Consider the following 24403-nt stretch of genomic DNA (forward strand, 5'->3'; position numbering starts at 1 on the left):
GGGGGCTTGCCCCCGAAGAGGCCCTTGAAGTCGACATGAGCTGACAAGCGGAGCGCCGCCCGGCACGGCCCCTACAAGGTTTGCGCTGTTTCCAGCGTGTGACAGAAACGAACGGGACAACCGATGTACAGCCTCCAAGACCTGCTTCACCTGATGGCCCGCTTGCGCGACCCGCAATACGGCTGCCCGTGGGATATCAAGCAAAGCTACGCGACGATTGTTCCCTACACGCTGGAGGAAGCCTACGAGGTGGCCGATGCCATCGAGCGCGGCGACTTCGAGCACCTGCAGGGCGAACTGGGCGACCTGCTTTTCCAGGTGGTCTACTACAGCCAGCTGGCCCGTGAAGAAGGGCGCTTCGAATTTGATGGCGTGGTCGACAGCATCACCCGCAAGCTGATTCGCCGACACCCCCATGTTTTCCCCACCGGCGATCTCTATGCCCCCGTCGACCTGCCGCGCCTCAGCGAAGAACAGGTCAAGCTGCGCTGGGAGCAGATCAAGGCCGAGGAGCGTGCGGAAAACCACCGCGCGCCCGAGCAGTTGTCCCTGCTCGACGATGTCCCCGCGGCCCTGCCGGCCTTGTCCCGGGCGGCCAAGTTGCAGAAGCGCGCGGCCCAGGTCGGCTTTGACTGGCCGGCCGCCCTGCCGGTGGTGGACAAGGTCCGCGAGGAGCTGGATGAGGTGCTCGAGGCCATGGTCGACAACGACCCGGCGGCCATCGCCGATGAGATCGGCGACCTGTTGTTCAGTGTGGTCAACCTGGCCCGTCACCTCCAGGTCGACCCGGAAAATGCCCTGCGTGGCGCCAACGGCAAATTCGACAGGCGCTTCCGATTTGTCGAACAGGCATTGCGCGACACCCACCGTCCCATGGAAGATTGCACCCTCGAAGAGTTGGACGCCTTGTGGGGCGAAGCCAAACGTCAGGAAAAGAATGCACCCAGCTGCGGCTGAGTCGTTGACCCAAGTGAGTAAGCACCATGAGCCTTTCCCTTCGCGACCAGTTGCTCAAAGCAGGTCTGGTCAATCAAAAGCAGGCCAAGCAGGTCAGCAAAGACAAACAGAAACAGCAACGGTTGGTCCATAAAGGCCAGGCCGAGGTTGACGACACCCAGGCCCGCCTGGCCCAGGAAGCGCAGGCCGAGAAGGTCAAGCGCGACCAGGAACTGAACCGCCAGCAGCAGGAGAAAGCCGAGGCCAAGGCGCGGGCGGCCCAGGTCAAGCAATTGATCGAAACCTCGCGCCTGCCCAAGCTGACCACCGAGGACTACTACAACTTCGTCGACGACAAGAAGGTCAAGCGCTTGTCGGTCAACACGCTGATGCGCAACAAGCTCAGCAATGGCTCCCTGGCGATCGTGCACCACGGCGGCGGTTATGAAGTGATTCCCCGTGAAGCGGCGCTGAAGATCCAGGAGCGGGCTCCCGAGCGGATCGTCCAGCTCAATATCCTCACCGAGAGCCAGGTGCCGGACGAGGACGATCCATACGCGGCCTACCAGATCCCTGACGATCTGATGTGGTAAGCCCCTGGCGGCACCCCTGAAACGACAAACCCCGCTCGAAAGGCGGGGTTTGTGCTTGTGGGTCATCGCCGGCTGCGTGGGCCGGGGGCGCCCAGGGTGCTCAAGACTTCAGGAGCTTTGTGCCTGGCGTTTCATCTCGAGGGTTTCCAGCTCGTTCTTGTAATTATGAGCATCGGCCTCGTTGTGAAACATGCCTACCAGCAGGTCCTGTTGGTGTACATCCCAGATTCGAATGCCATTGGCTACGCCTTCATGGGACATATGTGCATCATCGCGTTCGGTCACTTTTACGGTCATCTGCAAGCTCCAGTCTCTGTTGAACTGCGGCAACGCGTCGCAGGCCTCTTTTATATGATTCATTAGCCTCCTACGTAAATCGTTCGCAGAAGAAATTCACCGTTGCAAAAACTGCAGTAATCGACAAAGGCCCGGATTCGTTGGGGATGAGGCGATTTCTGCGGAGTTTCCTGACAAAAGTTTCATGTTCGATGGGATGCAAAGCGCGGATTAGAGCGATGCCTGACGGTGATTCGCCCAGCCGGCGGTGAGCGCACGAAAGCAGTCGGCGATCCGTCAGGGCGCTTTCCACTTTCCGACGTTCTGTGGTAAATACCTCGCCTCGGATTTCCAGCCAGGTGGCTGGAACCATGGATAAAAGAAGTTCGGCATGGAAGCCACAGTCAATACCTGCGCTCGCTCGACAGCGTCCTGCTGCCCCTGCGGCGCTCTCCCGATCTCTCTTCCCGCCAGACGACAGGCCTGACCTGATTCGTGGGGAAAGTCGTGCCTCGGGTTCTGTGTTTTCCATGCTTTCGAACTTTTGCCGTCGGCCTGGTTGTGCCAGGAGACAGGTTCTTTCCGCTCGACCGGAAAAGCCGTGGACAGGAAATCAAACCAAAAGGAGCAAAAGCATGAAGATGTTCAAGTCTGTTATTTCGGTACTGGCCCTGGCCACGCTGACCGCCGGATCGGCCTTTGCCGGTCCTCCGGTAGCGGTCACCTTCAAGAACCTGGGCACGACCGATGCGGCGTACACGATCATCACCAGTAACGAAGCCAGCACCAACGTCAACGCGGTGCCAAAGCCCGTGGCGACGGTCCGTGCGGGCGGGGCCGATACCTATACCGTGCAAAGCAATATTTCGCCCAATGCCAACTACGCCAACCTGCGTTACACCATGGGCGGCAAGACCTGCACCTTCCTGGCGACCTACGTAGGGACCCTGGGCCCGTTGGGCTCGATCATTCCCAAGTGGAACAACACCGCGACTCCGAGTGGCGGCGCGGTCTGTACCGCGAAAGTGACCTCGACCAACATCTCGACCTATTCGTGGACGGTTGAATTCACGATGAAGTAAGGCCATGACGGGCCTCGCAGGGTCATGCCGTGCGAGGTTCGTGGTCCTGCCGTTCATCGTGGGACCTTACAGTTTCCCCGGCGGTTGCCGATAACGATTGATGGGCCAGGGATTCGGGAGTGGCCACTAACAGGGAGGACGTCATCTTGGTAGGTTCAATCAATTCGAATTCAGTATCCGGCGCGCAGGTTTCCGGCGTGGCCGCGACTCCGGGCGAGCCGCTCGCCAAGGCCGGCTCCACGGCGCCAAGTCCCGCAGCCGAGCCTGCGAAAGACACCAGCAGCATTTCCTCGCTCTCCCGTCAGTTGAGCGAAAGCGCCGCGCGTGCGGCGGCGCGGGATGCGAGCCTGAGCAGGAAGGAGCTGGGGGCCAAGGCCAACGAGCTGTTGGGCAAGATTTCCGGCGATGGTTATTTTGCCAATAAGGCGGCCAATGATGCCGAGGTTCCCGATACCCAGGATCCTAACTTGCTGGCACGTGCCCGCAATGCCACGGATTTTGTCAATGGCAGCGGGAAGAACCCCTTCGCCGGTATGTCGAAAGACCAGCTTTCGTTGATCATCTACGACGATAGCGGCAATTTCACCGCAAACGAGCGGCGGGCGGCCTGGAGCGAATCATCGGACCAGGAATATGCCTGGCGGCAGAAAGTCGTGGCCAGTTCGATCGCCGAGTACGACGGAACGGGCAAGCTGAGCAAGTTCTTCACCGCGGCGCTGGAGCATTACAAGGACCTGCCCGCGATCGAGCAGGCCCAGTACCCGAACAGCTACGAGGCGAAGTTGCAGGCCTGGATAGCCCTCGACTTCAACTACAAGACCCACACCGCCGAAGGCCAGGGCAGTGCGCAGGATGTGATGGACAAGGTCCTGGGTCTCGACAAGCAGACTTTCGATGAAAGTGGATCGGGTGCCGCTGTCTGAGCCGATGTGGCATCGCCCATGAAAAAGCCCCGCATCAGGCGGGGCTTTTTTGTTGCCGTGGAGGGTATCAGCTGCCTTTGACAGCCTTGCCGTCGACGGTACCGTCCTGGAGCATGATGTTGTACTCCTTGCCGTCGGTTTCGACCTGGCGCAGGGCAACCAGGATGTAGCCCCAGTCCTTGGCGAACCACATTTGCGTGATGCGCTTGCTCTGTGTCGGGTCGCGGACGCGCTCGACCTTGATCGCGTCGATCGTGCCGGCCTTGGTCTGGACCTTTTCCGGGCCGATCACGCGGAAGTCGTAGGTGTCGGTATCGGTGCCTTCGGCCACCCGGTAGCTCATGCTTTTCTTGCCAGCGGCGACATCACGCTGCAGGGCCAGCTGATAGGTCGACTTGTCGAGCATGCCGCTTTCGAGGGGCAGGTTGACCGAATCCTTGCCTTCGAAGCCGGTGACCTTGTTGGTCGCCCAGTCGAAGTCCAGATTGATCTTCTTGGCCTTGCCCAGCCCACCACGTTCGAAGGTGTAGGTCTGTGGCAGCAGCTTGTCCTTCTCGAGGCGCAGGGTGCTTTCCTCGGTCAGGCTGGCGATCATCATGGAAGCCTTGAAATTCAGGGTCCAGCTGCCATTGTCGTTTTTCGTCAGGCTACGTTCGGCCGAACCGCTCATGGGGAGCTGTTTCCAGTCGGCGGTGTAACTGGCGGAGAAAGGCTGAAGATCCGCCGCCTGCACAACCGGCAAGGCAAGCAGAGTAAGAGCGAAGAGCAGGGCGCGACGCATAAAATCTCCTAGGTTCGAATCGAATGGCCGCTGGCCGCGAGTAATTGACCGTCCAATAAAGCACCCCGGTCGCCAAGGCTCAAGCGCCCTTCGGCGAACCAGCGTACCGCCAGCGGGTAAATCCTGTGTTCCTGGGTATGAACCCGTTGCGCCAGACTCTGCGCCGAATCATCAGACTCTACCGTAACCACAGCCTGTACGACCAGAGGGCCGCCGTCGAGTTCCTCGGTGACGAAGTGCACGCTGCAGCCGTGTTCGGCATCGCCGGCGTCCAGCGCCCGCTGATGGGTGTGCAGGCCTTTGTACTTGGGCAGGAGCGAGGGGTGGATATTGAGCAGGCGTCCCTGGTAGTGCCGGACGAAATCCGCGCTGAGGATGCGCATGAAGCCTGCCAGGACCACCAGTTGCGGGTTGAAGGCGTCGATCAGTTCGATCAGGGCGGCATCGAAGGCTTCGCGGCCTTCGAAGGCCTTGTGATCCAGGGAGCGGGTGTCGATACCCGCATCCCTGGCGCGTTGCAGGCCGTAGGCATCGGCGCGGTTGGAGATCACCGCGGCGATGCGGGCCGGGTTGCCCCCGGTCCGTACGTCATCGATCAGGGCCTGCAAGTTGCTGCCGGTGCCCGACAGCAACACCACGACGTTACAGGTCGAGGTTATCGGCTCGGACATCAGTGAGCCTTGAGGTTCTTCAGCTCGACCTGAGCAGCGCCTTCGGCGGCAGTGGCGATCTGGCCGATGACCCATGGCTGTTCGCCGGCTTCACGCAGGACCTTCAGGGCGGTTTCAACGTGTTCCTGGGCGACGCAGATGACCATGCCGACGCCGCAGTTCAGCACGCGGTGCATTTCGGTTTCGTCGACGTTGCCTTTTTCCTGCAGCCAGTCGAAGACCGCCGGACGCTGCCAGCTGGCCACGTCGACCACGGCCTGGGCGCCTTTTGGCAGGACGCGCGGGATGTTGTCCAGCAGGCCGCCGCCGGTGATGTGGGCCATGGCCTTGACCGCGCCGGTGTCCTTGATCAGCTTGAGCAATGGCTTGACGTAGATCCGGGTTGGCGCCATCAGCAGGTCGGCCAGCGGCTTGCCGTCGAGCTGGGTGTTTTCGATGTCGGCACCGGAGACTTCGATGATCTTGCGGATCAGCGAGTAGCCGTTTGAGTGCGGGCCGGACGATGGCAGGGCGAGCAGGGCGTCCCCGGTGGCGACTTTCGAGCCGTCGATGATCTCGGCTTTTTCCACGACGCCGACGCAGAAGCCGGCCAGGTCGTAGTCTTCGCCTTCGTACATGCCCGGCATTTCAGCGGTTTCGCCGCCGACCAGGGAGCAGCCGGACAGTTCGCAACCGGCGCCGATGCCGGTGACCACCTGGGCGGCGGTATCGACGTTGAGCTTGCCGGTGGCGTAGTAGTCGAGGAAGAACAGCGGCTCGGCGCCGCAGACCACCAGGTCATTCACGCACATGGCGACCAGGTCGATGCCGATGCTGTCGTGCTTGTTCAGGTTCAGAGCCAGGCGCAGCTTGGTGCCGACACCGTCGGTGCCGGAGACCAGGACCGGCTGCTTGTAACCGGCCGGGATCTCGCAGAGGGCGCCAAAACCGCCCAGGCCGCCCATGACTTCCGGGCGCGCAGTGCGCTTGGCCACGCTCTTGATGCGTTCGACCAATGCTTCACCGGCGTCGATGTCTACACCGGCGTCCTTGTAGCTCAGGGAGGGTTGCTTGCTCATGATCCAGGCCTTTAGGGGGGATTCAGGGGTATCGACCGGGAGCGACGGGACCACGGGAAGGAACGGCACAAGTCGTTCTTTCCGGGTGTCCGGTCATTGCCGGTCTGCGAAGGCGCGCGATTTTATCAGGCTTGAGCAGCAGCGGCCATCCTCGGGCCGACGGGCAGGGCGATATCCGTTAAAAAATCCCTGAACGGTGGCGCTGGCCGCATCGGGCACGGCTGTATAAGGTATAGCTTTATCAATCGCTGTCTTTATGACGGCGGAAAAACTTTCAATGCCGGTATGAATGATGGCACTGCGCTGTGGTCACACGCCTGTCCCTTTGTATTCATTCGGTCTTTCACGCCGTTTTCTGCCTGTCGGGAATTTTCCATGCGTTTGTTCAAATTACTGAGTGTCGGTTGTCTTTCCCTGCTGAGCCTGGCGATTCATGCCGAAACCCTGAACGGCTTGTATCAGGTCCGCGAGCCGGTCAGCAGCCAGACCCCCGATGAGCGTAACCAGGCTACCCAGCGCGCGCTGGAAACCCTGGTGCTGCGCCTCACCGGCGATCCCAAGGCGGCGCAGAGCCCGGGGCTGGCCGAGGTGCGCAAGGATCCGCAGCAGATCATCAGCCAGTACGGCTACGACGCTGGGCCGCCGCAGAGCCTGCAGGTGGATTTCGATCCGGTGAGTACCGATCGCGCCTTGCGTGGTGCCGGGCTGGCCCTGTGGGGCAGCAATCGACCGTCGATTCTCGGCTGGTGGCTGAGCGATTCCACCGAGGGTTCGAGCCTGGTGGGCGATGGGCAGTCGGCCGCCGAACCGCTGCGCCGTGCCGCGCAGCATCGTGGCCTGCCACTGCGCTTGCCCCTGGCCGACCTGGATGAACAGATCGTCGCGACCGCCAAGAACCTCGAAGGCTCCGATTCCTCGCCATTGCATGCGGCGTCCGAGCGTTATGGCGCCGACGCCCTGCTCGCCGTGCACGCCCATCAGAATGGCACGCAGTGGGAGGCGAAATGGCGCCTCTGGCTGGGCGACCAGAAAGAGCAGGGCACGGCCCAGGGCGCGGACACCGCGGCCCTGGCCGATGCCGTGCTGCTGGCGGTGAGCGAGCGCCTGGCTCCGCGCTTTGCCGCCAAGCCCGGCACGGCGACGGAGCAGTTGCTGGAAGTGCAGGGCATGAACCTGGAGCGCTATGCGGCGCTGGGGCATCTGCTCGAACCTTTTGGCGGTCGGCCGCTGAGCGTGGATGGCGACCGGATCGTCTATCAGGTCAGCGGCAGCGCGGAGCAGCTACGGGCACAACTGGGGTTGGCGAAGTTGCTGGAGGTTCCGCCAGGCGAAGCGCCGGCGCCTGCGGCGGTCAGCGATCCCGCGGCGACTCCCGCGACTCCCGCGGTGCCGCCGGCACCGACACCGCAGTTGCGTTTCCGCTGGTAGTTCATCTTTCCTTCTATATATAAGGCTGGAATCGTCCATGACCGACACCCGTCGATGGATTTGGCTTGGCGCGGCGATCCTGCTGTGCGTGCTTGTGTACTTGCTGCACCCGATATTGTCGCCATTTCTGGTGGGCATCCTGCTGGCCTACATGTTCGATCCCGTGGTCGACCGGCTGGAGAAGTTCGGCCTGTCGCGGACCTGGGGCGTGGTGGCGGTCTTCGCCCTGTTCAGCCTGATCCTGATGACCCTGTTGCTGGTGCTGGTGCCGATGCTGGCCAAGCAGCTGTTCCGGCTCTATGAGCTGGCGCCACAGATGCTCGACTGGCTGCAGCACACGGCCATGCCCTGGGCGCAGCACAAGTTCGGCCTGGCGGACGGTTTCTGGAAGTTCGACAAGGTCAAGGCCGCCATCAGCGAGCACATGGGCCAGACCACCGATATCGTCGGCGTGGTCCTGTCCCAGGCGACGGCATCGAGCCTGGCGTTGATGGGCTGGCTGGCCAACCTGGTGCTGATCCCGGTGGTGAGCTTCTACCTGCTGCGGGACTGGGACCTGATGATGGCCAAGATCCGCAGCTTGCTGCCGCGTCAGCAGGAGGGGCATATCGTCGCTTTGGCCGATGAATGTCATGGCGTGCTCGGCGCTTTCGTGCGCGGCCAGTTGCTGGTGATGCTGGCACTCGGGGTGATCTACGCCGGCGGATTGATGCTGGTCGGCCTGGAACTGGGGTTGTTGATCGGCCTGCTCGCCGGCCTGGCGGCCATTGTGCCGTACATGGGATTCGTCATCGGGATTGGTGCGGCGATCATTGCCGGCCTGTTCCAGTTCGGCGGCGACCTGTATCCAATGATCGGCATCGTCGCGGTGTTCATGATCGGCCAGGCCCTGGAGGGCATGGTGCTGACGCCGTTGCTGGTGGGCGATCGTATCGGCCTGCATCCGGTCGCGGTGATTTTCGCCATCCTCGCCGGGGGCGAGCTGTTCGGCTTTACCGGTGTGCTGCTGGCGTTGCCCGTGGCGGCGGTGATCATGGTGCTGGTGCGACATGTCCATGACCTGTACAAGGAGTCGGATATGTACGGCGGGCAGGAAGATCCTGACCTCTGACGCGGTTCCCCTGTAGGAGCCGGGCTTGCCCGCGAAGCGTTCAATGGCCCTGTCGGGCCATTGCAGGCAAGCCGCGCTCCCGTGGTGATTTGTGTCATTTTTGACCACGCGGTTATCCCGCTAATCCCATCGGTCAACGCAAACCTTTGATTTTGCTTGTGGTCTGTTGCATTGTGCGCCCGGCGTCACGGGTATAAACTTTGCAAACTTTACACAGAGGCCACTAACGGTTCCCTAGAACTGTTCAGTCAGCATGAAACCGATTCAGCTGCCCCTAGGTGTGCGTCTGCGTGATGACGCTACCTTCATCAACTACTATCCAGGCGCCAATGCCGCTGCACTCGGCTATGTCGAGCGGCTATGCGAAGCCGACGCCGGATGGACCGAAAGCCTGATTTATCTCTGGGGCAAGGACGGCGTGGGGCGTACCCACCTGTTGCAGGCGGCGTGCCTGCGTTTCGAGCAGTTGGGCGAGCCGGCGGTCTACCTGCCGCTGGCCGAGTTGATGGATCGCGGCGTCGAGTTGCTGGATAACCTCGAGCAATACGAACTGGTCTGCCTGGATGACCTGCAAGTGGTCGCCGGGCGAGCGGACTGGGAAGAGGCGCTGTTCCACCTGTTCAACCGCCTGCGCGACAGCGGTCGGCGCCTGCTGATTGCCGCGTCGACCTCGCCGCGTGAATTGCCGGTGAAGCTGGCGGACCTGAAATCGCGCCTGACCCTAGCCCTGATCTTCCAGATGCGTCCCCTCTCCGACGAAGATAAACTGCGTGCTTTGCAACTGCGTGCTTCAAGACGCGGCCTGCACCTGACCGACGAGGTAGGACATTTCATCCTGACCCGTGGTACCCGCAGCATGAGTGCGCTGTTCGAACTGCTCGAGCGTCTCGACCAGGCCTCTTTGCAGGCTCAGCGCAAGCTGACCATTCCCTTCCTGAAAGAAACCCTGGGCTGGTAAACGACAGGTAAAGCCCCTAATATTGCGGGCTGCAAGCGATTTTTCGCCAAATTCCAGACGCCACGAAACCCACGCCAAAAGCATTTTTCTGGCGCGCGCGATCCGTTCGGGTATTAAGTCCTTAGATGTTTTCAGGATGTGAGCGAGTCACATCTTGTCCCATAAAATTTGCAAATGAGGGTGATAGAGGGCATAGTCACGCCTTCTAACAATTCAGCCACGGTCGTGCCCATGCTAAATCGCTTCGCACCCCTCGTGCCTCTCGCACTTGTTACCCTGCTTTTTGGTTGCGCGGCACATACGCCGGTTTCGCAACAGCAGGTAGAAAATTCAGTCAAGGTTGCTTCGGTTTCTGGCGTCAAATCCTCGGCCGTACTGGACGATGAGCTGGCCACCGAGAAAGAGCTCGCCGAGTTCGCCGACAGCAAGCCTTATCAGTTGCCAGTCCTGGCCGACAGCATTCTCGAGCGCGGCATGTCCCTGATCGGCACCCGCTACCGTTTCGGCGGTACCAACGAGAGTTCCGGTTTTGACTGCAGCGGCTTCATCGGTTATCTGTTCCGTGAGGAAGCGGGCCTGGATCTGCCGCGTTCCACCCGTGAGATGATCAACGTGAAGGCGCCTCTGGTTGCTCGCAACAAGCTCAAGCCGGGTGACCTGTTGTTCTTCGCCACCAATGGTCGTCGCGGTCGTGTCAGTCACGCCGGGATCTACCTGGGCGATGACCAGTTCATCCATTCCAGCAGCCGCCGCAGCGGTGGCGTCCGGGTCGATAGCCTGGGCGACAGCTACTGGAGCAAGACCTTCATTGAAGCCAAGCGCGCCCTGGCAATGGCTCCTACCACGGTCACGGCCAGCAACAAGTAATCGTTCGGACGTTTCAGTGCCATCGGCCATCGCTGATGGCCAAATGCCAATCAGCAGGGTTGGCAGGACTGTACAAAAAATGTCCGAAGTTAAAGTGATACTTGAAGTTTGGCCCATAGCCGCTAGAATCCTGACATATTGTTGAGTGTCTGACCGCGCAAGCCTGCTTGCGCGGTTTTGATTTCTTTACGCCACGGCAGAGCAAGCCGCATTCAGTCAGGATTTCTGCACATGTCGACCTCGGCCCGTATCGCCCTTATCGCCCTCACCGCGTTGCTCGGTGCCTGTGCCAGCCATGCGCCGCCGCCGCCCGCGCCGGTGGCCCGTCCGGTGGTCTTCGCGTCCCCGCAACCTTCGTCACCGGAGGCCGAAGACGTCCTGTTCCGGGCATTGGGTCTGGTCGGCACGCCTTATCGCTGGGGCGGCAATACGCCGGATTCGGGTTTCGATTGCAGCGGCCTGATCAGCTATGTGTACCGTGACATGGCGGGTATCAACCTGCCACGCTCGACCCGTGAGATGATCGTGATGCGTGCGCCGAATGTGCCGCAGAATGCCCTGCAGACCGGCGACCTGATCTTTTTCGCGACCAATGGCGGCTCCCAGGTCAGCCACGCGGGGATCTATGTCGGCGAAGGTCGTTTTGTCCATGCGCCCGCCACCGGCGGCACCGTCAAGCTGGACAGCCTGTCCAAGGCCTACTGGCAGCGGGCTTACCTGAATGCCAAGCGCGTGCTGCCGGCCGAACACCTGGCGCGCAATCCCTAATGGCCCTGTACGGCCAGCTCTGCTGGTCAACTTCGGCGCCATAAGCCCCTGTCCCGCGTTGCTGTTCCTGGCCATGGCGGCTATGACTCGTCACAGCGCCTTGGCCAGGAACTTCCGGCATCCGAATGTGAACTGACGAACTGGCCGTACAGGCCTCTGGTCGCTGATTCTGTGAGGTTGTCATGACCGCTCGCACCCTCAAGCTCGACGATGCCCTCTACGGCTACCTGCTGGACGTTTCCCTGCGCGAGACGCCGCTGCTCAAGCGCCTGCGCGATGAAACCCAGGCCTTGCCCATGGCGCGCTGGCAGGTGGCTCCCGAGCAGGGCCAGTTCCTCGCCTTGCTGGTCAGGCTGACCGGCGCCCGGCGCCTGCTCGAGGTCGGCACCTTTACGGGCTACAGCGCCCTGTGCATGGCGTCGGCGCTGCCGGAGGGCGGCTCGTTGCTCTGCTGCGACATTCCCGGCGACTACAATGCCACGGCTTTGCGCTACTGGCAGGAAGCGGGTGTGTCCGGGCGGATCGAGCTGCGCCTGGCACCGGCGCTCGATACCCTGGCCGAACTGGAGCGGCAAGGGCTGGGCGAGACCTTCGACCTCATGTTCATCGACGCCGACAAGGCGAACTATCCGCGTTATCTGGAGAGCGCCTTGCGCCTGTTGCGCAGCGGCGGCCTGGCGATTTTCGACAACACCCTGTGGAGTGGCCGGGTGCTGGAGGTGGATGCGCAAAGCGAGGACACCCGGGCTATCCAGGCATTGAACCTGGCCTTGAAGGACGACTCGCGAGTAGATCTGTCGTTGTTGCCCGTAGGCGATGGCCTGACCCTGTGTCGCAAGCGATAGGCCCCACGTTCAAGTTATTTGTATCGTTGCCGTTACAAGGAGTACCACCCGACAACATGGATGTGACTCATGGGTATCAGTATCCCGGGCAGCTCGTTCGCTTCTCTGCCCTCGTTGGCTGCGAAACCCCTCACCCCCGCTGACGTGCCGGGCCAGTCCGTCACGATTGCGCACGTGGCGCCTACGGCTGCGGAAGAGGCCGAGACCCAGGCGCGGATCAAAGCCAATGTCGATACACGGCTGGCGCAGCTCAATACCCACTCCGAGGCGTTCTTGCAGGCGCAGGAACAACTGGGCGCGGCCACTATCGGCCTGCGCTCGGTGTTCAATGACTTCAAGAGCTCGCTGGGCGAGAACCTGGCAGGCAAGTCCTTCGGTTTTACGGTCGGGGCGGATGGCCTGTTGCGGGTCCTCGATACCCACGGTTCGCTCAGCCATGAAGAGATGGAGCAGCTCAACGGGCTCATGAACAACTCGAGCTCGCTGAAAAATGCCGCCCACCATTACATGAGCAGTGCCATCGATTATGTGAACGAGGACCAGAAGGGGCCTCGCATGCTGGGCGCCACCTATTTCCTCGACAAGGCCAACTTCGGCGGCATCATCGACCTGGGGGCGGTGGCGGCAGACCCGAGGTCGAGGGGCGCGAAGGACGGCTGGCTGACCAGCCAGCTATGGAACAAGGGCATCAGGACGGGAGGCATCCACGAGGTGGTCTGACCTCCCGCCGCAGTCCAGGGCAAGTATTCCCCGGTCGTTCCCGCCCCTGAGGTTGGGTGGCGATGGCTCATTTGCTGGCGGACACCCGCCAGATCTTGTTGCCGACATCGTCCGCCACCAGCAAGCCGCCTTGTTGGTCGATCACGACCCCGACCGGGCGGCCCATGGCGTTTTCATCCTTGTCGAGAAAGCCTGTCAGCACATCCACGGGCTGCCCATTGGGCTTGCCAGCGGCAAAAGGTACGAAGATCACCTTGTAGCCGCTGTGGGGCTTGCGGTTCCAGGAGCCGTGCTGGCCGATAAAGGCACCCTGGGTGAACGGCGCCGGGAGTCTGCTGCCTTCGGCAAAGGTCAGTCCCAGGGACGCCGTATGCGGCCCGACGGCGTAATCCGGGGCGATGGCCTTGGCGATCATCGCCGGGTCCGAAGGCGATACCCGCACATCCACGTGCTGGCCATAGTAGCTGTAGGGCCAGCCATAGAACCCGCCGTCCTTCACCGAGGTGATGTAGTCCGGCACCAGATCGCTGCCGATCTCGTCCCGCTCGTTCACCGCGGTCCACAGTTTGCCGCTCTGTGGCTCCCAGGCCAGGCCGTTGGGATTGCGCAGGCCGGAGGCGAAGATCCGGTGGCTGTGGGTGGCCGGATCGACTTCCCAGATCGCGGCGCGACCTTCTTCCTTGTCCAGGCCGTTTTCGCCGACATTGCTGTTGGAACCGACGGTGACGTAGAGCTTTTTCCCGTCCTGGCTGGCGATGACATTCTTGGTCCAGTGGTGATTGAGGGTGCCGCCAGGCAAGTCGATGACCTTTTCCGGTTGTTCCTTGATCGTGGTTGCGCCGGGCTCGTAGTGGAAGCGCAGCAAGGCATCGGTGTCGGCGACATACAGGTCATTGCCCACCAGCGTCATGCCGAAGGGCGAGTTGAGTCGCTCGATAAAGGTCGTGCGGGTTTCTGCGACCCCGTCGTGATTGCTGTCGCGCAGCAGGGTGATGCGATTCGCGCTGGGCACTCCGGCCCCGGCCTTGCCCATCACCTTGCCGGTGATCCAGCCCTTGATCCCCTGGCTGTCATCGGGCTTGGGGGGCGAGTTGGTCTCGGCCACCAGCACATCGCCGTTGGGCAGGACATACAACCAGCGTGGATGATCCAGGCCCTCGGCGAAGGCACCTACCTGGGTGCCGGGAGCGGCCACCGGCCTGGTGCCCTGGGGCCAGCCGATGGCGGGTGCGATATTGACCGTGGGAAAGAGGGTCTTGTTCGGTTCCGGGAGCTTGGGCGAGGGACCGGTGCCATCGGACACCGACAGGGTAGAGCTTTCGCCGCAAGCAGCCAATCCGCTGGCGAGCAGAATGATCAGGGCGTGTTTCTGCTGGAACATGCTGAATCTCCGTCGAGGCTTACGCTGGTCTAGAAGTAGAGAAGCGTAGTCGGCGCAGGTTCAATCCTTTTGCTCAGGCCTCCTTGAACAGCAGGGCGATGCCGGGATGGTAGTGGCCGGCTTCGTTGTGCAGCTTGCGGTAGGGGTAGGGGAAGTACCAGGCGACGGCGCAACTGTTGGCTTTTTGCAGGTCGTCGACCATGTCCTGCAGGTCTTCCGGGCTCGGGCTCTGCTGGGGCTTGAATGGCGAGACGAACAGGCAGCCGAGCTTGAGGTGATGGGGATGGCTGACCTTCCTGGCATCGCCGACCGCGTCGAGCAGTGCCGGCATCAGATTCAGGTTGTTGAACCGCGGCCAGCGCTGGTTGGCGCGGATATACACCGAAGCCTCCGACGTGGCGATGTGCAGGTCGCAGCGCCCGTTGCGGTCGTCTTCCTCGGCCTGTTTTTTTGTCTGGAAATGCTCCAGAGTCACCATCTCCGCCGCCCAGGCAGCGGCCGACAGCAGTCCCAGGTTGGCGCGCTCGTTGAACCAGTAGGGCGCCTGGCCGTCACCGAGCACCTGGTTGTAGCGGTCGATGCAATCAAACCAGCGTTCCAGGGCCGGGCGCAGGAATTCCAGTTTCGGGTTGCTGATCGTCAAGCCTTGCATGTTGCTCACCCTTGTTATTGTTGGTTGGGTTATGGCTATTTGATATCACTTCTTGCAGTGTGGCACAAATTCTGGCGCCGGTTTATTGATCCGTGTCGTCTTTCGATCAACGGGGCACTCCTCGGCTTTAATTGACGCTCCACCCCCAACCCTCTAACCTTCGCGGCTTGTTTCAGGTGCTCTGTGGCGATCCGTCGACAGGGTGAAACAGGGAAGCCGGTGAGCCCTTTCGACAGGCGCGATTCCGGCGCTGCCCCCGCAACGGTAAATGAGTCAAGACTGCGCTTTTCGCCACTGTGCCGCGGCATGGGAAGGCGCGCAGTCCCGCGCTTGCGCAGCTCATGAGTCCGGAGACCGGCCTGATCCATCCCACGGCATCACGGCGGGCGATGCCGGACTGCCTCGGCTGTGCTTTTTCCTGCCCCCCGTTTGCCTTATCCAGCCCCAACGGAGAGCTGCCATGAACGAATCCCCCGATCGCGACGAACGTCACCTGGCGCGCATGCTGCGCAAAAAGGCGGTGATCGACGAACGTATCGCCAGTGCCCCCAACGAATGCGGGTTGCTGCTGGTCCTGACCGGCAATGGCAAGGGCAAGAGCAGTTCCGCCTTCGGCATGCTCGCCCGGGCCATGGGCCACGGCATGCAGTGTGGCGTGGTGCAATTTATCAAGGGCCGCAACAGCACCGGTGAAGAGCTGTTCTTCCGGCGTTTCCCCGAGCAGGTGCGGTTCCATGTGATGGGCGAGGGGTTCACCTGGGAAACCCAGGATCGCCAGCGTGATATCGCGGCCGCCGAAGCCGCCTGGGCCGTGTCCCGGGAAATGCTCGGCAATCCGGATATCGGCCTGGTGGTGCTCGATGAGCTGAATATCGCCCTCAAGCACGGTTACCTGGATCTCGACCAGGTACTGAGCGACCTGCAGTCCCGGCCGCCGATGCAGCACGTGCTGGTGACCGGCCGCGGCGCCAGGCAGGAAATGATCGACCTGGCGGACACCGTGACCGAAATGGGCCTGCTCAAGCACGCGTTCCAGGCCGGGATCAAGGCGCAGAAAGGCATCGAATTATGAGTCAGCCGCGTCATTGCCCGGCGGTGCTGATCGCCGCGCCGGCTTCCGGCCAGGGCAAGACCACGGTGACGGCGGCCCTGGCGCGCCTGCACCGCAACCAGGGGCGCAAGGTCCGGGTGTTCAAGTGTGGCCCGGACTTTCTCGATCCGATGATTCATGAGCGGGCCAGTGGCGCGCCGGTGTATCAGCTGGACCTGTGGATGGTCGGCGCCGAGGAAAGTCGTCGCCTGTTGTGGGAGGCGGCGGGTGAAGCCGATCTGATCCTGATCGAAGGGGTCATGGGCCTGTTCGACGGGACGCCGTCCAGCGCCGATCTGGCGCGGCATTTCGGCGTGCCGGTGCTGGCGGTGATCGACGGCACGGCCATGGCGCAGACCTTTGGGGCCCTGGCCCTGGGCCTCGCGCGTTATCAACCGGACCTGCCGTTTGCCGGGGTGCTGGCCAATCGCGTGGGCACCCTGCGCCATGCGCAACTGCTCGAAGGCAGCCTGACCGAAGGCCTGCGCTGGTACGGTGCGCTCTCCCGGGAGACCGGGATCGAGCTGCCGAGCCGCCACCTCGGGTTGGTCCAGGCCAGCGAATTGAACGACCTCGACCGGCGCCTCGACGCCGCGGCCGAGGCCCTGGGGGGCAGTTGCGAAGTCGCGCTGCCGCCTCCGGTCGAATTCGCCGCACCGACACCGGTTGCTGCCGAGCCGCTGTTGGCTGGCGTGCGGATTGCGGTCGCCCATGACGAAGCCTTTGCATTCATCTACGGCGCCAACCTCGACCTGCTGCGGGCGATGGGCGCCGAGTTGCGCTTCTTCTCGCCGATTCACGATACCGGCTTGCCGGACGCCGACAGTCTTTACCTGCCGGGTGGCTACCCGGAATTGCATCACCTGGCCCTGGCCGGCAACCGCGGCATGCTCACGGCGATCCGCGAGCACCATGCCGCGGGCAAGCCCTTGCTCGCCGAGTGCGGCGGGATGCTCTACCTGCTCGATGCGCTGATCGATGTCGACGGTCAACGCGCCGAGTTGCTGGGCCTGCTGGCGGGGGAGGCGGTGATGCAGAAACGCCTGGCGGCCCTGGCCCTGCAGGCGGTGGAGTTGCCGGAAGGCTTGCTGCGCGGACATACCTATCACCATTCGCTGACCACCACCGAACGGGCACCGATTGCCCGCGGTTTGAGCCCCAATGGCGGGCGCGGCGCGGAAGCGGTGTATCGCGAGGGACGCATGACCGCCTCCTACGTGCACTTCTACTTCCCGTCCAATCCAGGGGCGGTTGCCGCGTTGCTGGCACCTGATGCCGCGATCAATTCTGCCAAGGCCGGCGCTCTTCCAATGGGAGCGGGTTTGCCGGATCGCCGGACCGCCGCGAACAGGCCATGACAGACAACACATTCTCTATTGAAGAGCGAAATGCAATCTACCGCGCCATCGCCGAGCGCCGTGACATGCGCCACTTCGTCGGTGGCACGGTGCCCCCGCAACTCCTGGCGCGCCTGCTGGAAGCCGCGCACCAGGCACCGAGTGTCGGCTTGATGCAGCCATGGCGGTTTATCCGGATCAGCGACCGCGAACTGCGTGGGCGGATCCGGCAACTGGTCGAAGAGGAACGGATCCGCACCGCCGAAGCCCTGGGCGAGCGCTCCGATGAATTCATGAAGTTGAAGGTCGAGGGGATCAACGACTGCGCCGAAGTGTTGGTGGCAGCGCTGATGGACGATCGCGAACGGCATATCTTCGGACGCCGGACCTTGCCGGAGATGGACATGGCGTCCCTGTCCTGCGCGATCCAGAACCTCTGGCTGGCCTCGCGCGCGGAAGGCCTGGGCATGGGCTGGGTATCGCTGTTCGAGCCGCAGGCGCTGGCGGAACTGCTAGGTTTACCGGCGGGGGCCAAGCCGCTGGCGGTGTTGTGCCTGGGGCCGGTCAAGGAATTCTATCCGGCGCCGATGCTGGTGCTGGAAGGCTGGGCGCAACAGCGCCCCTTGAGTGAATTGTTGTACGAAAATTATTGGGGAGTGAGTCAATGAGTGTGGCGTTGTTGAGTGTCGCCGGGGTTGCGCTGGATGCGCTGCTGGGCGAGCCCAAACGCTGGCATCCGCTGGTGGCGTTCGGCCGAATCGCCGATCGCATCGAGCAACGTTTCAACGCCGGTGGCCGCGGCTGGCGCAGCCATGGCGTGACCGCCTGGGTGCTGGCCGTGGTGCCGCTGACACTGTTGGCCACGGCCTTGTCCTGGGCGCCTTATATCGGCTGGGTGATTGAAATCCTGTTTCTCTATTGTGCCCTCGGCATGCGCAGCCTGGGCGAGCACGTGGCCCCTGTGGCCCAGGCGCTGCGTGGCGGCAATCTGGAGTTGGCCCGCGAGCGCGTGGGCTACCTGGTCAGTCGCCAGACCTCTGAGCTGGATGAGACCGCCGTGGCCCGCGCGGCAACCGAGTCGGTGCTGGAGAACGGCAGCGATGCGGTCTTCGCCGCACTGTTCTGGTTTGCCGTCGCCGGTGTGCCCGGTGTGGTGCTGTACCGCCTGAGCAACACCCTCGATGCCATGTGGGGCTATCGTAACGAGCGCTTCGAGCGGTTCGGCTGGGCGGCGGCGAAGATCGACGACCTGCTCAACTATATTCCCGCCCGACTGGTGGCACTGACCTATGCATTGCTGGGCAAGACCCGGCTGGCGCTGAAATGCTGGCGCGACCAGGGCCCGACCTGGGACAGTCCGAATGCCGGGCCGGTGATGGCTGCCGGGGCCGGTGCCCTGGGGGTCGAATTGGGCGGTGCGGCGATCTATCACGGCGAGCTGCACCAGCGCCCGCAACTGGGCGAAGGTCCGGCCGCCGATGCCGATGCGATCGATCGCGGCTGGCAGTTGGTGCAGCGTGGCGTGTGGTTGTGGTTGCTGATTCTCTGTCTGGGAGCTGAGTTTTATGCTTGAGCACGGCGGGCGGTTGCGCAAGGCGGTGGAGCAGTACGGCATTGCCGAGGCCGATTGGCTGGATCTGTCCAGTGGCATCGCGCCGTGGCCCTGGCCGATCCCGCCGATTCCCGAGCGCGCCTGGGCCCGCCTGCCGGAAACCGACGACGGCCTGGAGCAGGCCGCCTGCGCCTACTACGGTGCGCCGCTGGTGCTGCCGGTGCCCGGTTCCCAGGCGGCCATCCAGCTGCTGCCGCGGCTGCGCCGGGTGGGCAAGGTCGGGGTGCTGTCGCCGTGCTACGCCGAACACGCCGAGGCCTGGCGCCGCAACGGCTATATCGTGCGCGAAGTGCTGGAGCATGAAGTCGATTTCTTTATCGACAGCCTCGATGTCCTGGTGGTGGTCAATCCGAACAACCCCACGGGCCTGAGCCTGCCGCCGGAGCAGTTGCTGGAGTGGCATGGCCGGCTGGCCCAGCGCGGCGGCTGGCTGGTGGTGGACGAGGCCTTCATGGACAACACGCCGCAACTGAGCCTGGCGGCGCATACCCACAACGTCGGGTTGATCGTGTTGCGCTCGTTCGGCAAGTTTTTCGGCCTGGCCGGTGTTCGCCTGGGTTTTGTCCTGGCCGAGCGCAAGTTGCTCAAGTTGCTGGCCGAGCAGGTCGGCCCCTGGTCGGTGGCCGGGCCGACCAGGGTGCTGGGGCAGGCTTGTCTTGCCGACGATGCCGGCCATGCCCGCCAGCGGCTGCGCACGGAACAGGCGAGCCAGCGCCTGGTTGCCCTGTTGGGCCGGTACGGGTTTGCGCCCCAGGGCGGCTGTGCGCTGTTCCAGTGGTTTATCACGTCGCGGGCCGAGCACCTGCATGAATTCATGGCCCGGCGCGGGATCCTGCTGCGGCTGTTCACCCAGAACAGCAGCCTGCGCTTTGGCCTGCCGGTCGACGAGGCCGATTGGCAGCGGCTGGAACTGGCGTTCAAGGCCTATACCGAGGAACACCCATGAGCACCCTGATGGTCCAGGGCACCACGTCCGATGCCGGCAAGAGCACCCTGGTGACAGCCCTGTGCCGCTGGCTGACCCGCCAGGGCGTGCGGGTGGTGCCGTTCAAGCCGCAGAACATGGCCCTCAACAGCGCGGTGACCGCCGACGGTGGCGAGATCGGCCGGGCGCAGGCGGTCCAGGCCCAGGCCTGTGGCCTGCAGCCGCACACCGATATGAATCCGGTGCTGCTCAAGCCCAACAGCGATACCGGTGCCCAGGTGATCATCCATGGGCGCGCAGTGACCACCATGAACGCCGTCGCCTACCACGACTACAAGGCCATTGCCATGCAGGCGGTGCTGGCCTCCCATCAACGCCTGAGTGCCGGATACCCGGTGGTGATGGTCGAGGGCGCGGGTTCGCCGGCGGAGATCAACCTGCGCGCCGGCGATATCGCCAACATGGGGTTTGCCGAGGCAGTGGACTGCCCGGTGCTGCTGATCGCCGATATCAACCGCGGCGGCGTGTTCGCCCATCTGGTGGGCACCCTGGAGCTGCTGTCGGCCAGTGAGCAGGCGCGGGTCAAGGGTTTCATCATCAATCGCTTTCGCGGCGATATCGCCTTGCTGCAGCCGGGACTCGACTGGCTGGAAGCGCGCACCGGCAAGCCGGTGATCGGCGTGCTGCCCTATGTCATGGACCTGCACCTGGAAGCCGAGGACGGCCTTGACCGACGCCAGGCCGACAAGGTCGAAAAGGTCCTGAAGGTGGTGGTGCCGGTCCTGCCGCGCATCAGCAACCATACCGATTTCGATCCGCTGCGCCTGCATCCGCAGGTCGACCTGCAGTTTGTCGGGCCCGGCCAGGCGATTCCGGCGGCGGACCTGATCATCCTGCCCGGCTCGAAGAGCGTGCGCAGCGACCTCGCCTACCTGCGCGGCAACGGCTGGGAGGCCGCGATCAACCGGCATTTGCGCTACGGCGGCAAGGTGCTGGGTATCTGCGGCGGGCTGCAGATGCTCGGCGAGCAGGTGCACGATCCGTTGGGCCTGGAAGGTCCGGCGGGGTCCAGCGCCGGCCTGGGCCTGCTGGCCTTCAGCACCGAGCTCGAGCAGGAGAAGCAACTGCGCAATGTACGCGGGCACCTCTTGCTGGAGAACGCCGAGGTCAGCGGCTACGAGATTCACGCCGGCGTGACCACTGGCGCGGCGCTGGAGCGCCCGGCGGTACGACTGGATGACGGGCGCCACGATGGCGCCCAGAGTGCCGACGGGCAGATCCTCGGCACGTATCTGCATGGCCTGTTCGAGTCGCCCCGATCCTGTGCCGCGCTGTTGCGCTGGGCGGGCCTGGAGGCGGTGCAGGAGGTGGACTACCACGCCCTGCGCGAACGGGATATCGAGCGCCTGGCCGATCTGGTCGAGCGGCATCTGGACACCGATCGCCTGCGCGAGCTGTGCGGTCTTGGCTAAGCGGGTCTATTGAATATGCAGCAACTGATTCTGGGGGGCGCACGTTCCGGTAAAAGCCGTCTGGCCGAGCGCCTGGCCGACGAGAGCCGCTTGCCGGTGACCTACATCGCCACCAGCCAGCCACTGGACGGCGAACTGAGCGAGCGGATCGCCTTGCACCGTCAGCGTCGGCCGGCCCATTGGCGGCTGATCGAGGAACCGTTGCAACTGGTGCGGGTCCTGCGCGACAACGCCGCGACAGACGCCTGCCTGCTGGTGGACTGCCTGACCCTGTGGCTGACCAACCTGTTGATGCTGGAGGATCAGGCCCGCCTGCAGGCCGAGCGTGATGCCCTGCTGGACTGCCTGGCCGAGCTGCCGGGGGAAATCATTTTTGTCAGCAACGAGACCGGACTCGGTGTCGTGCCGCTGGGCGAATTGACTCGCCGTTATGTCGATGAAGCCGGTTGGCTGCATCAAGCCCTGGCCGAGCGCTGCCAGCGTGTCGTACTGACCGTGGCCGGCCTGCCCCTGACTTTGAAAGGACCTGCGTTATGAGTGAATCGTGGTGGCTGAATCCGTGCAAGACAATCGATCTGCAAGCCCGGGAGGCGGCGTTCGAGCGCCAGCAACAGTTGACCAAGCCCGCCGGCTCCCTGGGCCTGCTGGAGCAGGTGGCGGTCCAACTGGCCGGCCTGCAGGGGCGGCTCAAGCCGCGGGTCGATCATCTGTGGATCGCGATTTTCGCCGGTGACCATGGCGTGGTGGCCGAGGGGGTATCGGCCTATCCCCAGGAAGTCACCGGGCAGATGCTTGCCAACTTTGTCGGCGGCGGCGCGGCGATCAGCGTCCTGGCGCGGCAACTGGGTGCGCAGTTGGATGTGAATGACCTCGGTACCGTGACGCCGATGCTCAACCTGCCGGGTGTGCGTCACCTGCAGATCGGCGCGGGCACGGCGAACTTTGTCCAGGGGCCGGCAATGACCGAGGCCCAGGGCCGACTGGCGCTGGAAGCCGGACGTGACAGTGTGCGCCGCGCCGTCGCGGCCGGGAGCGAATTGTTTATCGGTGGCGAGATGGGCATCGGCAATACCGCCGCCGCCAGCGCCGTGGCCTGTGCCTTGCTCGGCTGCCCGGCCAATCTGCTCGCCGGCCCGGGCACCGGCCTGGACCCGGCGGGTGTCAGTCACAAGGCGCAGGTCATTGAACGGGCCCTGGCATTGCATGCCGGACACACCAGCGATCCGCTGCAGGCCCTGTTCCGCCTCGGCGGTTTCGAGATCGCGGCGCTGGCCGGGGCTTACCTGGCCTGTGCCCAGGAAGGTATGGCGGTATTGGTCGACGGTTTTATCTGTACCGTGGCGGCGATGGTGGCGGTGCGCTTGAACCCCGGCTGCCGGGACTGGCTGATTTTCGGCCACCGTGGCGCGGAGCTGGGGCATCGGCATGTGCTGGAAAGCCTGCTGGCCGAACCGCTGCTGGAACTGGGCCTGCGCCTGGGCGAAGGCAGCGGCGCGGCGCTGGCGGTGCCATTGCTGCGCCTGGCCTGCGACCTGCACGGACAGATGGCGACCTTTGCCGAAGCGGCCGTGGCGGACCGTCCGGCATGACGGCCCTGCATCTGGATCTGCTGCGCCATGGCGAGACCGAGCTGGGTGGCGGCTTGCGCGGCAGTCTGGATGACGCGCTGACCGACAAGGGTTGGGCGCAGATGCGCAGCGCGGTGCTGGGGCAGGGGCCCTGGGATCGGCTGGTCAGCTCGCCCTTGCAGCGTTGTGCGCGGTTTGCCGAAGAGCTGGGGGGGCGACTGGGTTTGCCGGTCGAACTGGAAAAAGATCTGCAGGAGCTGCATTTCGGTGCCTGGGAAGGACAGAGCGCGGCGGCGTTGATGGAGACGGACGCCGATGCCCTGGGGCGATTCTGGTCCGACCCATATGGCTTTACCCCACCCGAGGGGGAGCCGGTGTCACGGTTTTCCGAGCGCGTGCTGGGAGCGGTCGGGCGTTTGCAACAGCGCTATGCCGGCCAGCGGGTGTTGCTGGTCAGTCATGGTGGTGTCATGAAGTTGCTGCTGGCCCGGGCGCGGGGCCTGCCGCGCGAACAACTGCTGCAGGTCGAGGTCGCCCATGGTGCCTTGTTCACCTTGCGGGTGCCGGCCGATGGCGTGCTGAGGGAAGGACGGTGAACCTGTTGCCCTTGTGGATTGCCCTGCAGTTTCTCAGCAGCCTGCCGATTCGCCTGCCGGGCATGCCGCAACCCGAGGAGCTGGGGCGGTCGCTGCTGTGGTATCCGCTGGTTGGGTTGCTGCTGGGGGCACTGCTGTATGGCGTCGACGGATTGCTGGGCGGGGCACCGCTGTTCTTGCACGGTGCGTTGTTGCTGACGGTGTGGGTGTTGTTCAGCGGCGGCCTGCACCTCGATGGCCTGGCCGACAGTGCCGACGCCTGGTTGGGCGGCTTCGGCGATCGCGAACGGACCCTGCTGATCATGAAGGACCCGCGCAGCGGACCGATCGCGGTGGTGACCCTGGTCCTGGTGTTGCTGTTGAAGTTCTGTGCCTTGCTGGCCCTGATCGAACAGCAGCAGACGGTGGCCCTGATCCTGGCCCCACTGATCGGGCGCGGTGCCCTGCTTGGCTTGTTCCTGGTGACGCCTTACGTCCGCGCCGGCGGCCTGGGCCAGGCACTGGCCGATCATCTGCCACGGCGCACCGGGCGTCATGTGTTGCTGGCGAGCATCCTGGGTTGCCTGGTCCTCGCGGGCCTCAAGGGGGCGTTTGCCGTGCTGTTGGCGGTGGGGTGTTTCTTCTGGTTGCGGCGGTTGATGATGCGGCGCCTGGGGGGCACCACCGGTGATACGGCAGGGGCCTTGCTGGAGTTGCTGGAAATGGCGGTACTGGTGGGGTTGGCGTTGATCTGACACTCTGCCGTTTTATCGA

Annotated in this window: 27 protein-coding genes and 1 riboswitch; of the genes, 21 read left to right on the forward strand and 6 right to left on the reverse strand. The window is 63.5% G+C overall.

What is annotated here, in order from left to right; translation table 11 throughout:
• The first annotated feature begins 123 nt into the window (after window positions 1–123).
• Both mazG and ACL9RJ_RS28255 read left to right on the forward strand, forming a co-directional pair.
• On the forward strand, window positions 124–957 hold the full coding sequence (gene mazG, locus ACL9RJ_RS28250) for a nucleoside triphosphate pyrophosphohydrolase (RefSeq protein ID WP_177118247.1): 834 nt from the start codon (window positions 124–126) through the stop codon (window positions 955–957).
• Between the two features lie 26 nt (window positions 958–983).
• Window positions 984–1529 (forward strand): DUF2058 domain-containing protein, encoded by a 546-nt coding sequence (locus tag ACL9RJ_RS28255; RefSeq protein WP_017127752.1) that lies wholly within the window; start codon window positions 984–986, stop codon window positions 1527–1529.
• 108 nt (window positions 1530–1637) lie between these two features.
• Here the strand turns inward: ACL9RJ_RS28255 and ACL9RJ_RS28260 are convergent, their stop codons facing one another.
• Window positions 1638–1826, reverse strand: coding sequence for a hypothetical protein (locus ACL9RJ_RS28260; RefSeq protein WP_017127753.1), 189 nt, complete (start codon window positions 1824–1826; stop codon window positions 1638–1640).
• 614 nt (window positions 1827–2440) lie between these two features.
• Here ACL9RJ_RS28260 and ACL9RJ_RS28265 point away from each other — a divergent pair.
• Together ACL9RJ_RS28265 and ACL9RJ_RS28270 are read left to right on the forward strand one after the other, a co-directional pair.
• Entirely contained in the window at window positions 2441–2887 is a 447-nt protein-coding gene (locus ACL9RJ_RS28265) for a hypothetical protein (RefSeq protein WP_017127754.1), read from the forward strand.
• Window positions 2888–3006: 119 nt separating this feature from the next.
• Window positions 3007–3810, forward strand: coding sequence for a hypothetical protein (locus ACL9RJ_RS28270; RefSeq protein ID WP_245223054.1), 804 nt, complete (start codon window positions 3007–3009; stop codon window positions 3808–3810).
• A gap of 67 nt (window positions 3811–3877) precedes the next feature.
• On the opposite strand, the gene ACL9RJ_RS28275 is transcribed toward ACL9RJ_RS28270, so the two are convergent.
• The 3 genes from ACL9RJ_RS28275 to purM are packed head-to-tail and all read right to left on the reverse strand — an operon-like array spanning window position 3878 to window position 6320.
• Complete coding sequence (locus ACL9RJ_RS28275; protein ID WP_017127757.1) at window positions 3878–4591, reverse strand: DUF3108 domain-containing protein; 714 nt, start codon at window positions 4589–4591, stop codon at window positions 3878–3880.
• An 8-nt stretch (window positions 4592–4599) separates the two neighbouring features.
• Complete coding sequence (purN, locus tag ACL9RJ_RS28280) at window positions 4600–5250, reverse strand: phosphoribosylglycinamide formyltransferase (protein ID WP_167331654.1); 651 nt, start codon at window positions 5248–5250, stop codon at window positions 4600–4602.
• Between the two features lie 11 nt (window positions 5251–5261).
• Window positions 5262–6320: a phosphoribosylformylglycinamidine cyclo-ligase gene (purM, locus tag ACL9RJ_RS28285; protein WP_017127759.1), complete on the reverse strand. Its 1059-nt coding sequence runs from the start codon at window positions 6318–6320 to the stop codon at window positions 5262–5264.
• Window positions 6321–6695: 375 nt separating this feature from the next.
• Between purM and ACL9RJ_RS28290 the strand changes: the two genes are divergently transcribed.
• The 7 genes from ACL9RJ_RS28290 to ACL9RJ_RS28320 all read left to right on the forward strand — a co-directional run bounded on the left by ACL9RJ_RS28290 (window position 6696) and on the right by ACL9RJ_RS28320 (window position 13017).
• Entirely contained in the window at window positions 6696–7748 is a 1053-nt protein-coding gene (locus ACL9RJ_RS28290; protein WP_103032633.1) for a DUF2066 domain-containing protein, read from the forward strand.
• Window positions 7749–7785: 37 nt separating this feature from the next.
• The gene (locus ACL9RJ_RS28295; protein ID WP_017127761.1) at window positions 7786–8859 is read left to right on the forward strand and encodes an AI-2E family transporter; all 1074 of its coding nucleotides are present in this window, start codon (window positions 7786–7788) and stop codon (window positions 8857–8859) included.
• Window positions 8860–9112: 253 nt separating this feature from the next.
• Entirely contained in the window at window positions 9113–9817 is a 705-nt protein-coding gene (gene hda / locus ACL9RJ_RS28300) for a DnaA regulatory inactivator Hda (RefSeq protein WP_017127762.1), read from the forward strand.
• 231 nt (window positions 9818–10048) lie between these two features.
• Window positions 10049–10684 (forward strand): C40 family peptidase, encoded by a 636-nt coding sequence (locus tag ACL9RJ_RS28305; RefSeq protein ID WP_017127763.1) that lies wholly within the window; start codon window positions 10049–10051, stop codon window positions 10682–10684.
• Between the two features lie 231 nt (window positions 10685–10915).
• Window positions 10916–11452, forward strand: coding sequence for a C40 family peptidase (locus ACL9RJ_RS28310; protein ID WP_017127764.1), 537 nt, complete (start codon window positions 10916–10918; stop codon window positions 11450–11452).
• Window positions 11453–11634: 182 nt separating this feature from the next.
• Window positions 11635–12297 carry a class I SAM-dependent methyltransferase gene (locus ACL9RJ_RS28315; RefSeq protein WP_017127765.1) on the forward strand — a complete coding sequence of 221 codons (663 nt, stop codon included), beginning with the start codon at window positions 11635–11637 and terminating at the stop codon, window positions 12295–12297.
• A 69-nt stretch (window positions 12298–12366) separates the two neighbouring features.
• A complete protein-coding gene (locus ACL9RJ_RS28320) occupies window positions 12367–13017 on the forward strand; it encodes a hypothetical protein (RefSeq protein ID WP_017127766.1) in 651 nt (216 codons plus the stop codon).
• A gap of 67 nt (window positions 13018–13084) precedes the next feature.
• On the opposite strand, the gene ACL9RJ_RS28325 is transcribed toward ACL9RJ_RS28320, so the two are convergent.
• Both ACL9RJ_RS28325 and ACL9RJ_RS28330 read right to left on the reverse strand, forming a co-directional pair.
• Window positions 13085–14398, reverse strand: a complete 1314-nt coding sequence (locus ACL9RJ_RS28325; RefSeq protein ID WP_017127767.1) for a PQQ-dependent sugar dehydrogenase — start codon at window positions 14396–14398, stop codon at window positions 13085–13087.
• A gap of 73 nt (window positions 14399–14471) precedes the next feature.
• The gene (locus ACL9RJ_RS28330) at window positions 14472–15050 is read right to left on the reverse strand and encodes a hypothetical protein (protein ID WP_017127768.1); all 579 of its coding nucleotides are present in this window, start codon (window positions 15048–15050) and stop codon (window positions 14472–14474) included.
• A gap of 157 nt (window positions 15051–15207) precedes the next feature.
• Window positions 15208–15427, forward strand: a riboswitch (cobalamin riboswitch).
• A gap of 83 nt (window positions 15428–15510) precedes the next feature.
• Between ACL9RJ_RS28330 and cobO the strand changes: the two genes are divergently transcribed.
• The 10 genes from cobO to ACL9RJ_RS28380 are packed head-to-tail and all read left to right on the forward strand — an operon-like array spanning window position 15511 to window position 24384.
• Window positions 15511–16122, forward strand: a complete 612-nt coding sequence (gene cobO, locus ACL9RJ_RS28335; RefSeq protein ID WP_017127769.1) for a cob(I)yrinic acid a,c-diamide adenosyltransferase — start codon at window positions 15511–15513, stop codon at window positions 16120–16122.
• Window positions 16119–17498, forward strand: a complete 1380-nt coding sequence (locus ACL9RJ_RS28340) for a cobyrinate a,c-diamide synthase (RefSeq protein ID WP_017127770.1) — start codon at window positions 16119–16121, stop codon at window positions 17496–17498. Before cobO ends, ACL9RJ_RS28340 begins: the two co-directional genes overlap by 4 nt.
• Window positions 17495–18145: a 5,6-dimethylbenzimidazole synthase gene (gene bluB / locus ACL9RJ_RS28345; RefSeq protein WP_042936071.1), complete on the forward strand. Its 651-nt coding sequence runs from the start codon at window positions 17495–17497 to the stop codon at window positions 18143–18145. Before ACL9RJ_RS28340 ends, bluB begins: the two co-directional genes overlap by 4 nt.
• Complete coding sequence (cbiB, locus tag ACL9RJ_RS28350) at window positions 18142–19050, forward strand: adenosylcobinamide-phosphate synthase CbiB (protein ID WP_017127772.1); 909 nt, start codon at window positions 18142–18144, stop codon at window positions 19048–19050. Before bluB ends, cbiB begins: the two co-directional genes overlap by 4 nt.
• A complete protein-coding gene (gene cobD, locus ACL9RJ_RS28355; protein WP_042936072.1) occupies window positions 19043–20035 on the forward strand; it encodes a threonine-phosphate decarboxylase CobD in 993 nt (330 codons plus the stop codon). The genes cbiB and cobD overlap by 8 nt, the downstream gene beginning before the upstream one ends.
• Window positions 20032–21486 carry a cobyric acid synthase gene (locus tag ACL9RJ_RS28360; RefSeq protein ID WP_017127774.1) on the forward strand — a complete coding sequence of 485 codons (1455 nt, stop codon included), beginning with the start codon at window positions 20032–20034 and terminating at the stop codon, window positions 21484–21486. The genes cobD and ACL9RJ_RS28360 overlap by 4 nt, the downstream gene beginning before the upstream one ends.
• A 15-nt stretch (window positions 21487–21501) precedes the next feature.
• On the forward strand, window positions 21502–22023 hold the full coding sequence (cobU, locus tag ACL9RJ_RS28365) for a bifunctional adenosylcobinamide kinase/adenosylcobinamide-phosphate guanylyltransferase (protein WP_017127775.1): 522 nt from the start codon (window positions 21502–21504) through the stop codon (window positions 22021–22023).
• A complete protein-coding gene (gene cobT / locus ACL9RJ_RS28370) occupies window positions 22020–23075 on the forward strand; it encodes a nicotinate-nucleotide--dimethylbenzimidazole phosphoribosyltransferase (RefSeq protein ID WP_017127776.1) in 1056 nt (351 codons plus the stop codon). The genes cobU and cobT overlap by 4 nt, the downstream gene beginning before the upstream one ends.
• Window positions 23072–23650 carry an alpha-ribazole phosphatase family protein gene (gene cobC / locus ACL9RJ_RS28375; protein ID WP_017127777.1) on the forward strand — a complete coding sequence of 193 codons (579 nt, stop codon included), beginning with the start codon at window positions 23072–23074 and terminating at the stop codon, window positions 23648–23650. The genes cobT and cobC overlap by 4 nt, the downstream gene beginning before the upstream one ends.
• 2 nt (window positions 23651–23652) lie before the next feature.
• On the forward strand, window positions 23653–24384 hold the full coding sequence (locus ACL9RJ_RS28380; protein WP_042936248.1) for an adenosylcobinamide-GDP ribazoletransferase: 732 nt from the start codon (window positions 23653–23655) through the stop codon (window positions 24382–24384).
• Window positions 24385–24403 lie beyond the last annotated feature (19 nt).

The sequence above is a fragment of the Pseudomonas sp. Mn2068 genome (assembly GCF_049319725.1).
GTDB classification, from domain to species: domain Bacteria; phylum Pseudomonadota; class Gammaproteobacteria; order Pseudomonadales; family Pseudomonadaceae; genus Aquipseudomonas; species Aquipseudomonas gingeri.

Coding starts and splice junctions, on each gene's coding strand:
- mazG (WP_177118247.1), top strand. CDS start 124: ATGTACAGCCTCCAAGACCTGCTTCACCTGATGGCCCGCTTGCGCGAC.
- ACL9RJ_RS28310 (WP_017127764.1), top strand. CDS start 10,916: ATGTCGACCTCGGCCCGTATCGCCCTTATCGCCCTCACCGCGTTGCTC.
- ACL9RJ_RS28315 (WP_017127765.1), top strand. CDS start 11,635: ATGACCGCTCGCACCCTCAAGCTCGACGATGCCCTCTACGGCTACCTG.
- ACL9RJ_RS28320 (WP_017127766.1), top strand. CDS start 12,367: ATGGGTATCAGTATCCCGGGCAGCTCGTTCGCTTCTCTGCCCTCGTTG.
- ACL9RJ_RS28275 (WP_017127757.1), bottom strand. CDS start 4,591: ATGCGTCGCGCCCTGCTCTTCGCTCTTACTCTGCTTGCCTTGCCGGTT.
- cobC (WP_017127777.1), top strand. CDS start 23,072: ATGACGGCCCTGCATCTGGATCTGCTGCGCCATGGCGAGACCGAGCTG.
- ACL9RJ_RS28260 (WP_017127753.1), bottom strand. CDS start 1,826: ATGACCGTAAAAGTGACCGAACGCGATGATGCACATATGTCCCATGAA.
- ACL9RJ_RS28325 (WP_017127767.1), bottom strand. CDS start 14,398: ATGTTCCAGCAGAAACACGCCCTGATCATTCTGCTCGCCAGCGGATTG.
- ACL9RJ_RS28330 (WP_017127768.1), bottom strand. CDS start 15,050: ATGCAAGGCTTGACGATCAGCAACCCGAAACTGGAATTCCTGCGCCCG.
- cobT (WP_017127776.1), top strand. CDS start 22,020: ATGAGTGAATCGTGGTGGCTGAATCCGTGCAAGACAATCGATCTGCAA.
- bluB (WP_042936071.1), top strand. CDS start 17,495: ATGACAGACAACACATTCTCTATTGAAGAGCGAAATGCAATCTACCGC.
- cbiB (WP_017127772.1), top strand. CDS start 18,142: ATGAGTGTGGCGTTGTTGAGTGTCGCCGGGGTTGCGCTGGATGCGCTG.
- cobU (WP_017127775.1), top strand. CDS start 21,502: ATGCAGCAACTGATTCTGGGGGGCGCACGTTCCGGTAAAAGCCGTCTG.
- ACL9RJ_RS28360 (WP_017127774.1), top strand. CDS start 20,032: ATGAGCACCCTGATGGTCCAGGGCACCACGTCCGATGCCGGCAAGAGC.
- cobD (WP_042936072.1), top strand. CDS start 19,043: ATGCTTGAGCACGGCGGGCGGTTGCGCAAGGCGGTGGAGCAGTACGGC.
- ACL9RJ_RS28340 (WP_017127770.1), top strand. CDS start 16,119: ATGAGTCAGCCGCGTCATTGCCCGGCGGTGCTGATCGCCGCGCCGGCT.
- ACL9RJ_RS28295 (WP_017127761.1), top strand. CDS start 7,786: ATGACCGACACCCGTCGATGGATTTGGCTTGGCGCGGCGATCCTGCTG.
- hda (WP_017127762.1), top strand. CDS start 9,113: ATGAAACCGATTCAGCTGCCCCTAGGTGTGCGTCTGCGTGATGACGCT.
- ACL9RJ_RS28290 (WP_103032633.1), top strand. CDS start 6,696: ATGCGTTTGTTCAAATTACTGAGTGTCGGTTGTCTTTCCCTGCTGAGC.
- ACL9RJ_RS28255 (WP_017127752.1), top strand. CDS start 984: ATGAGCCTTTCCCTTCGCGACCAGTTGCTCAAAGCAGGTCTGGTCAAT.
- ACL9RJ_RS28265 (WP_017127754.1), top strand. CDS start 2,441: ATGAAGATGTTCAAGTCTGTTATTTCGGTACTGGCCCTGGCCACGCTG.
- cobO (WP_017127769.1), top strand. CDS start 15,511: ATGAACGAATCCCCCGATCGCGACGAACGTCACCTGGCGCGCATGCTG.
- ACL9RJ_RS28305 (WP_017127763.1), top strand. CDS start 10,049: ATGCTAAATCGCTTCGCACCCCTCGTGCCTCTCGCACTTGTTACCCTG.
- purM (WP_017127759.1), bottom strand. CDS start 6,320: ATGAGCAAGCAACCCTCCCTGAGCTACAAGGACGCCGGTGTAGACATC.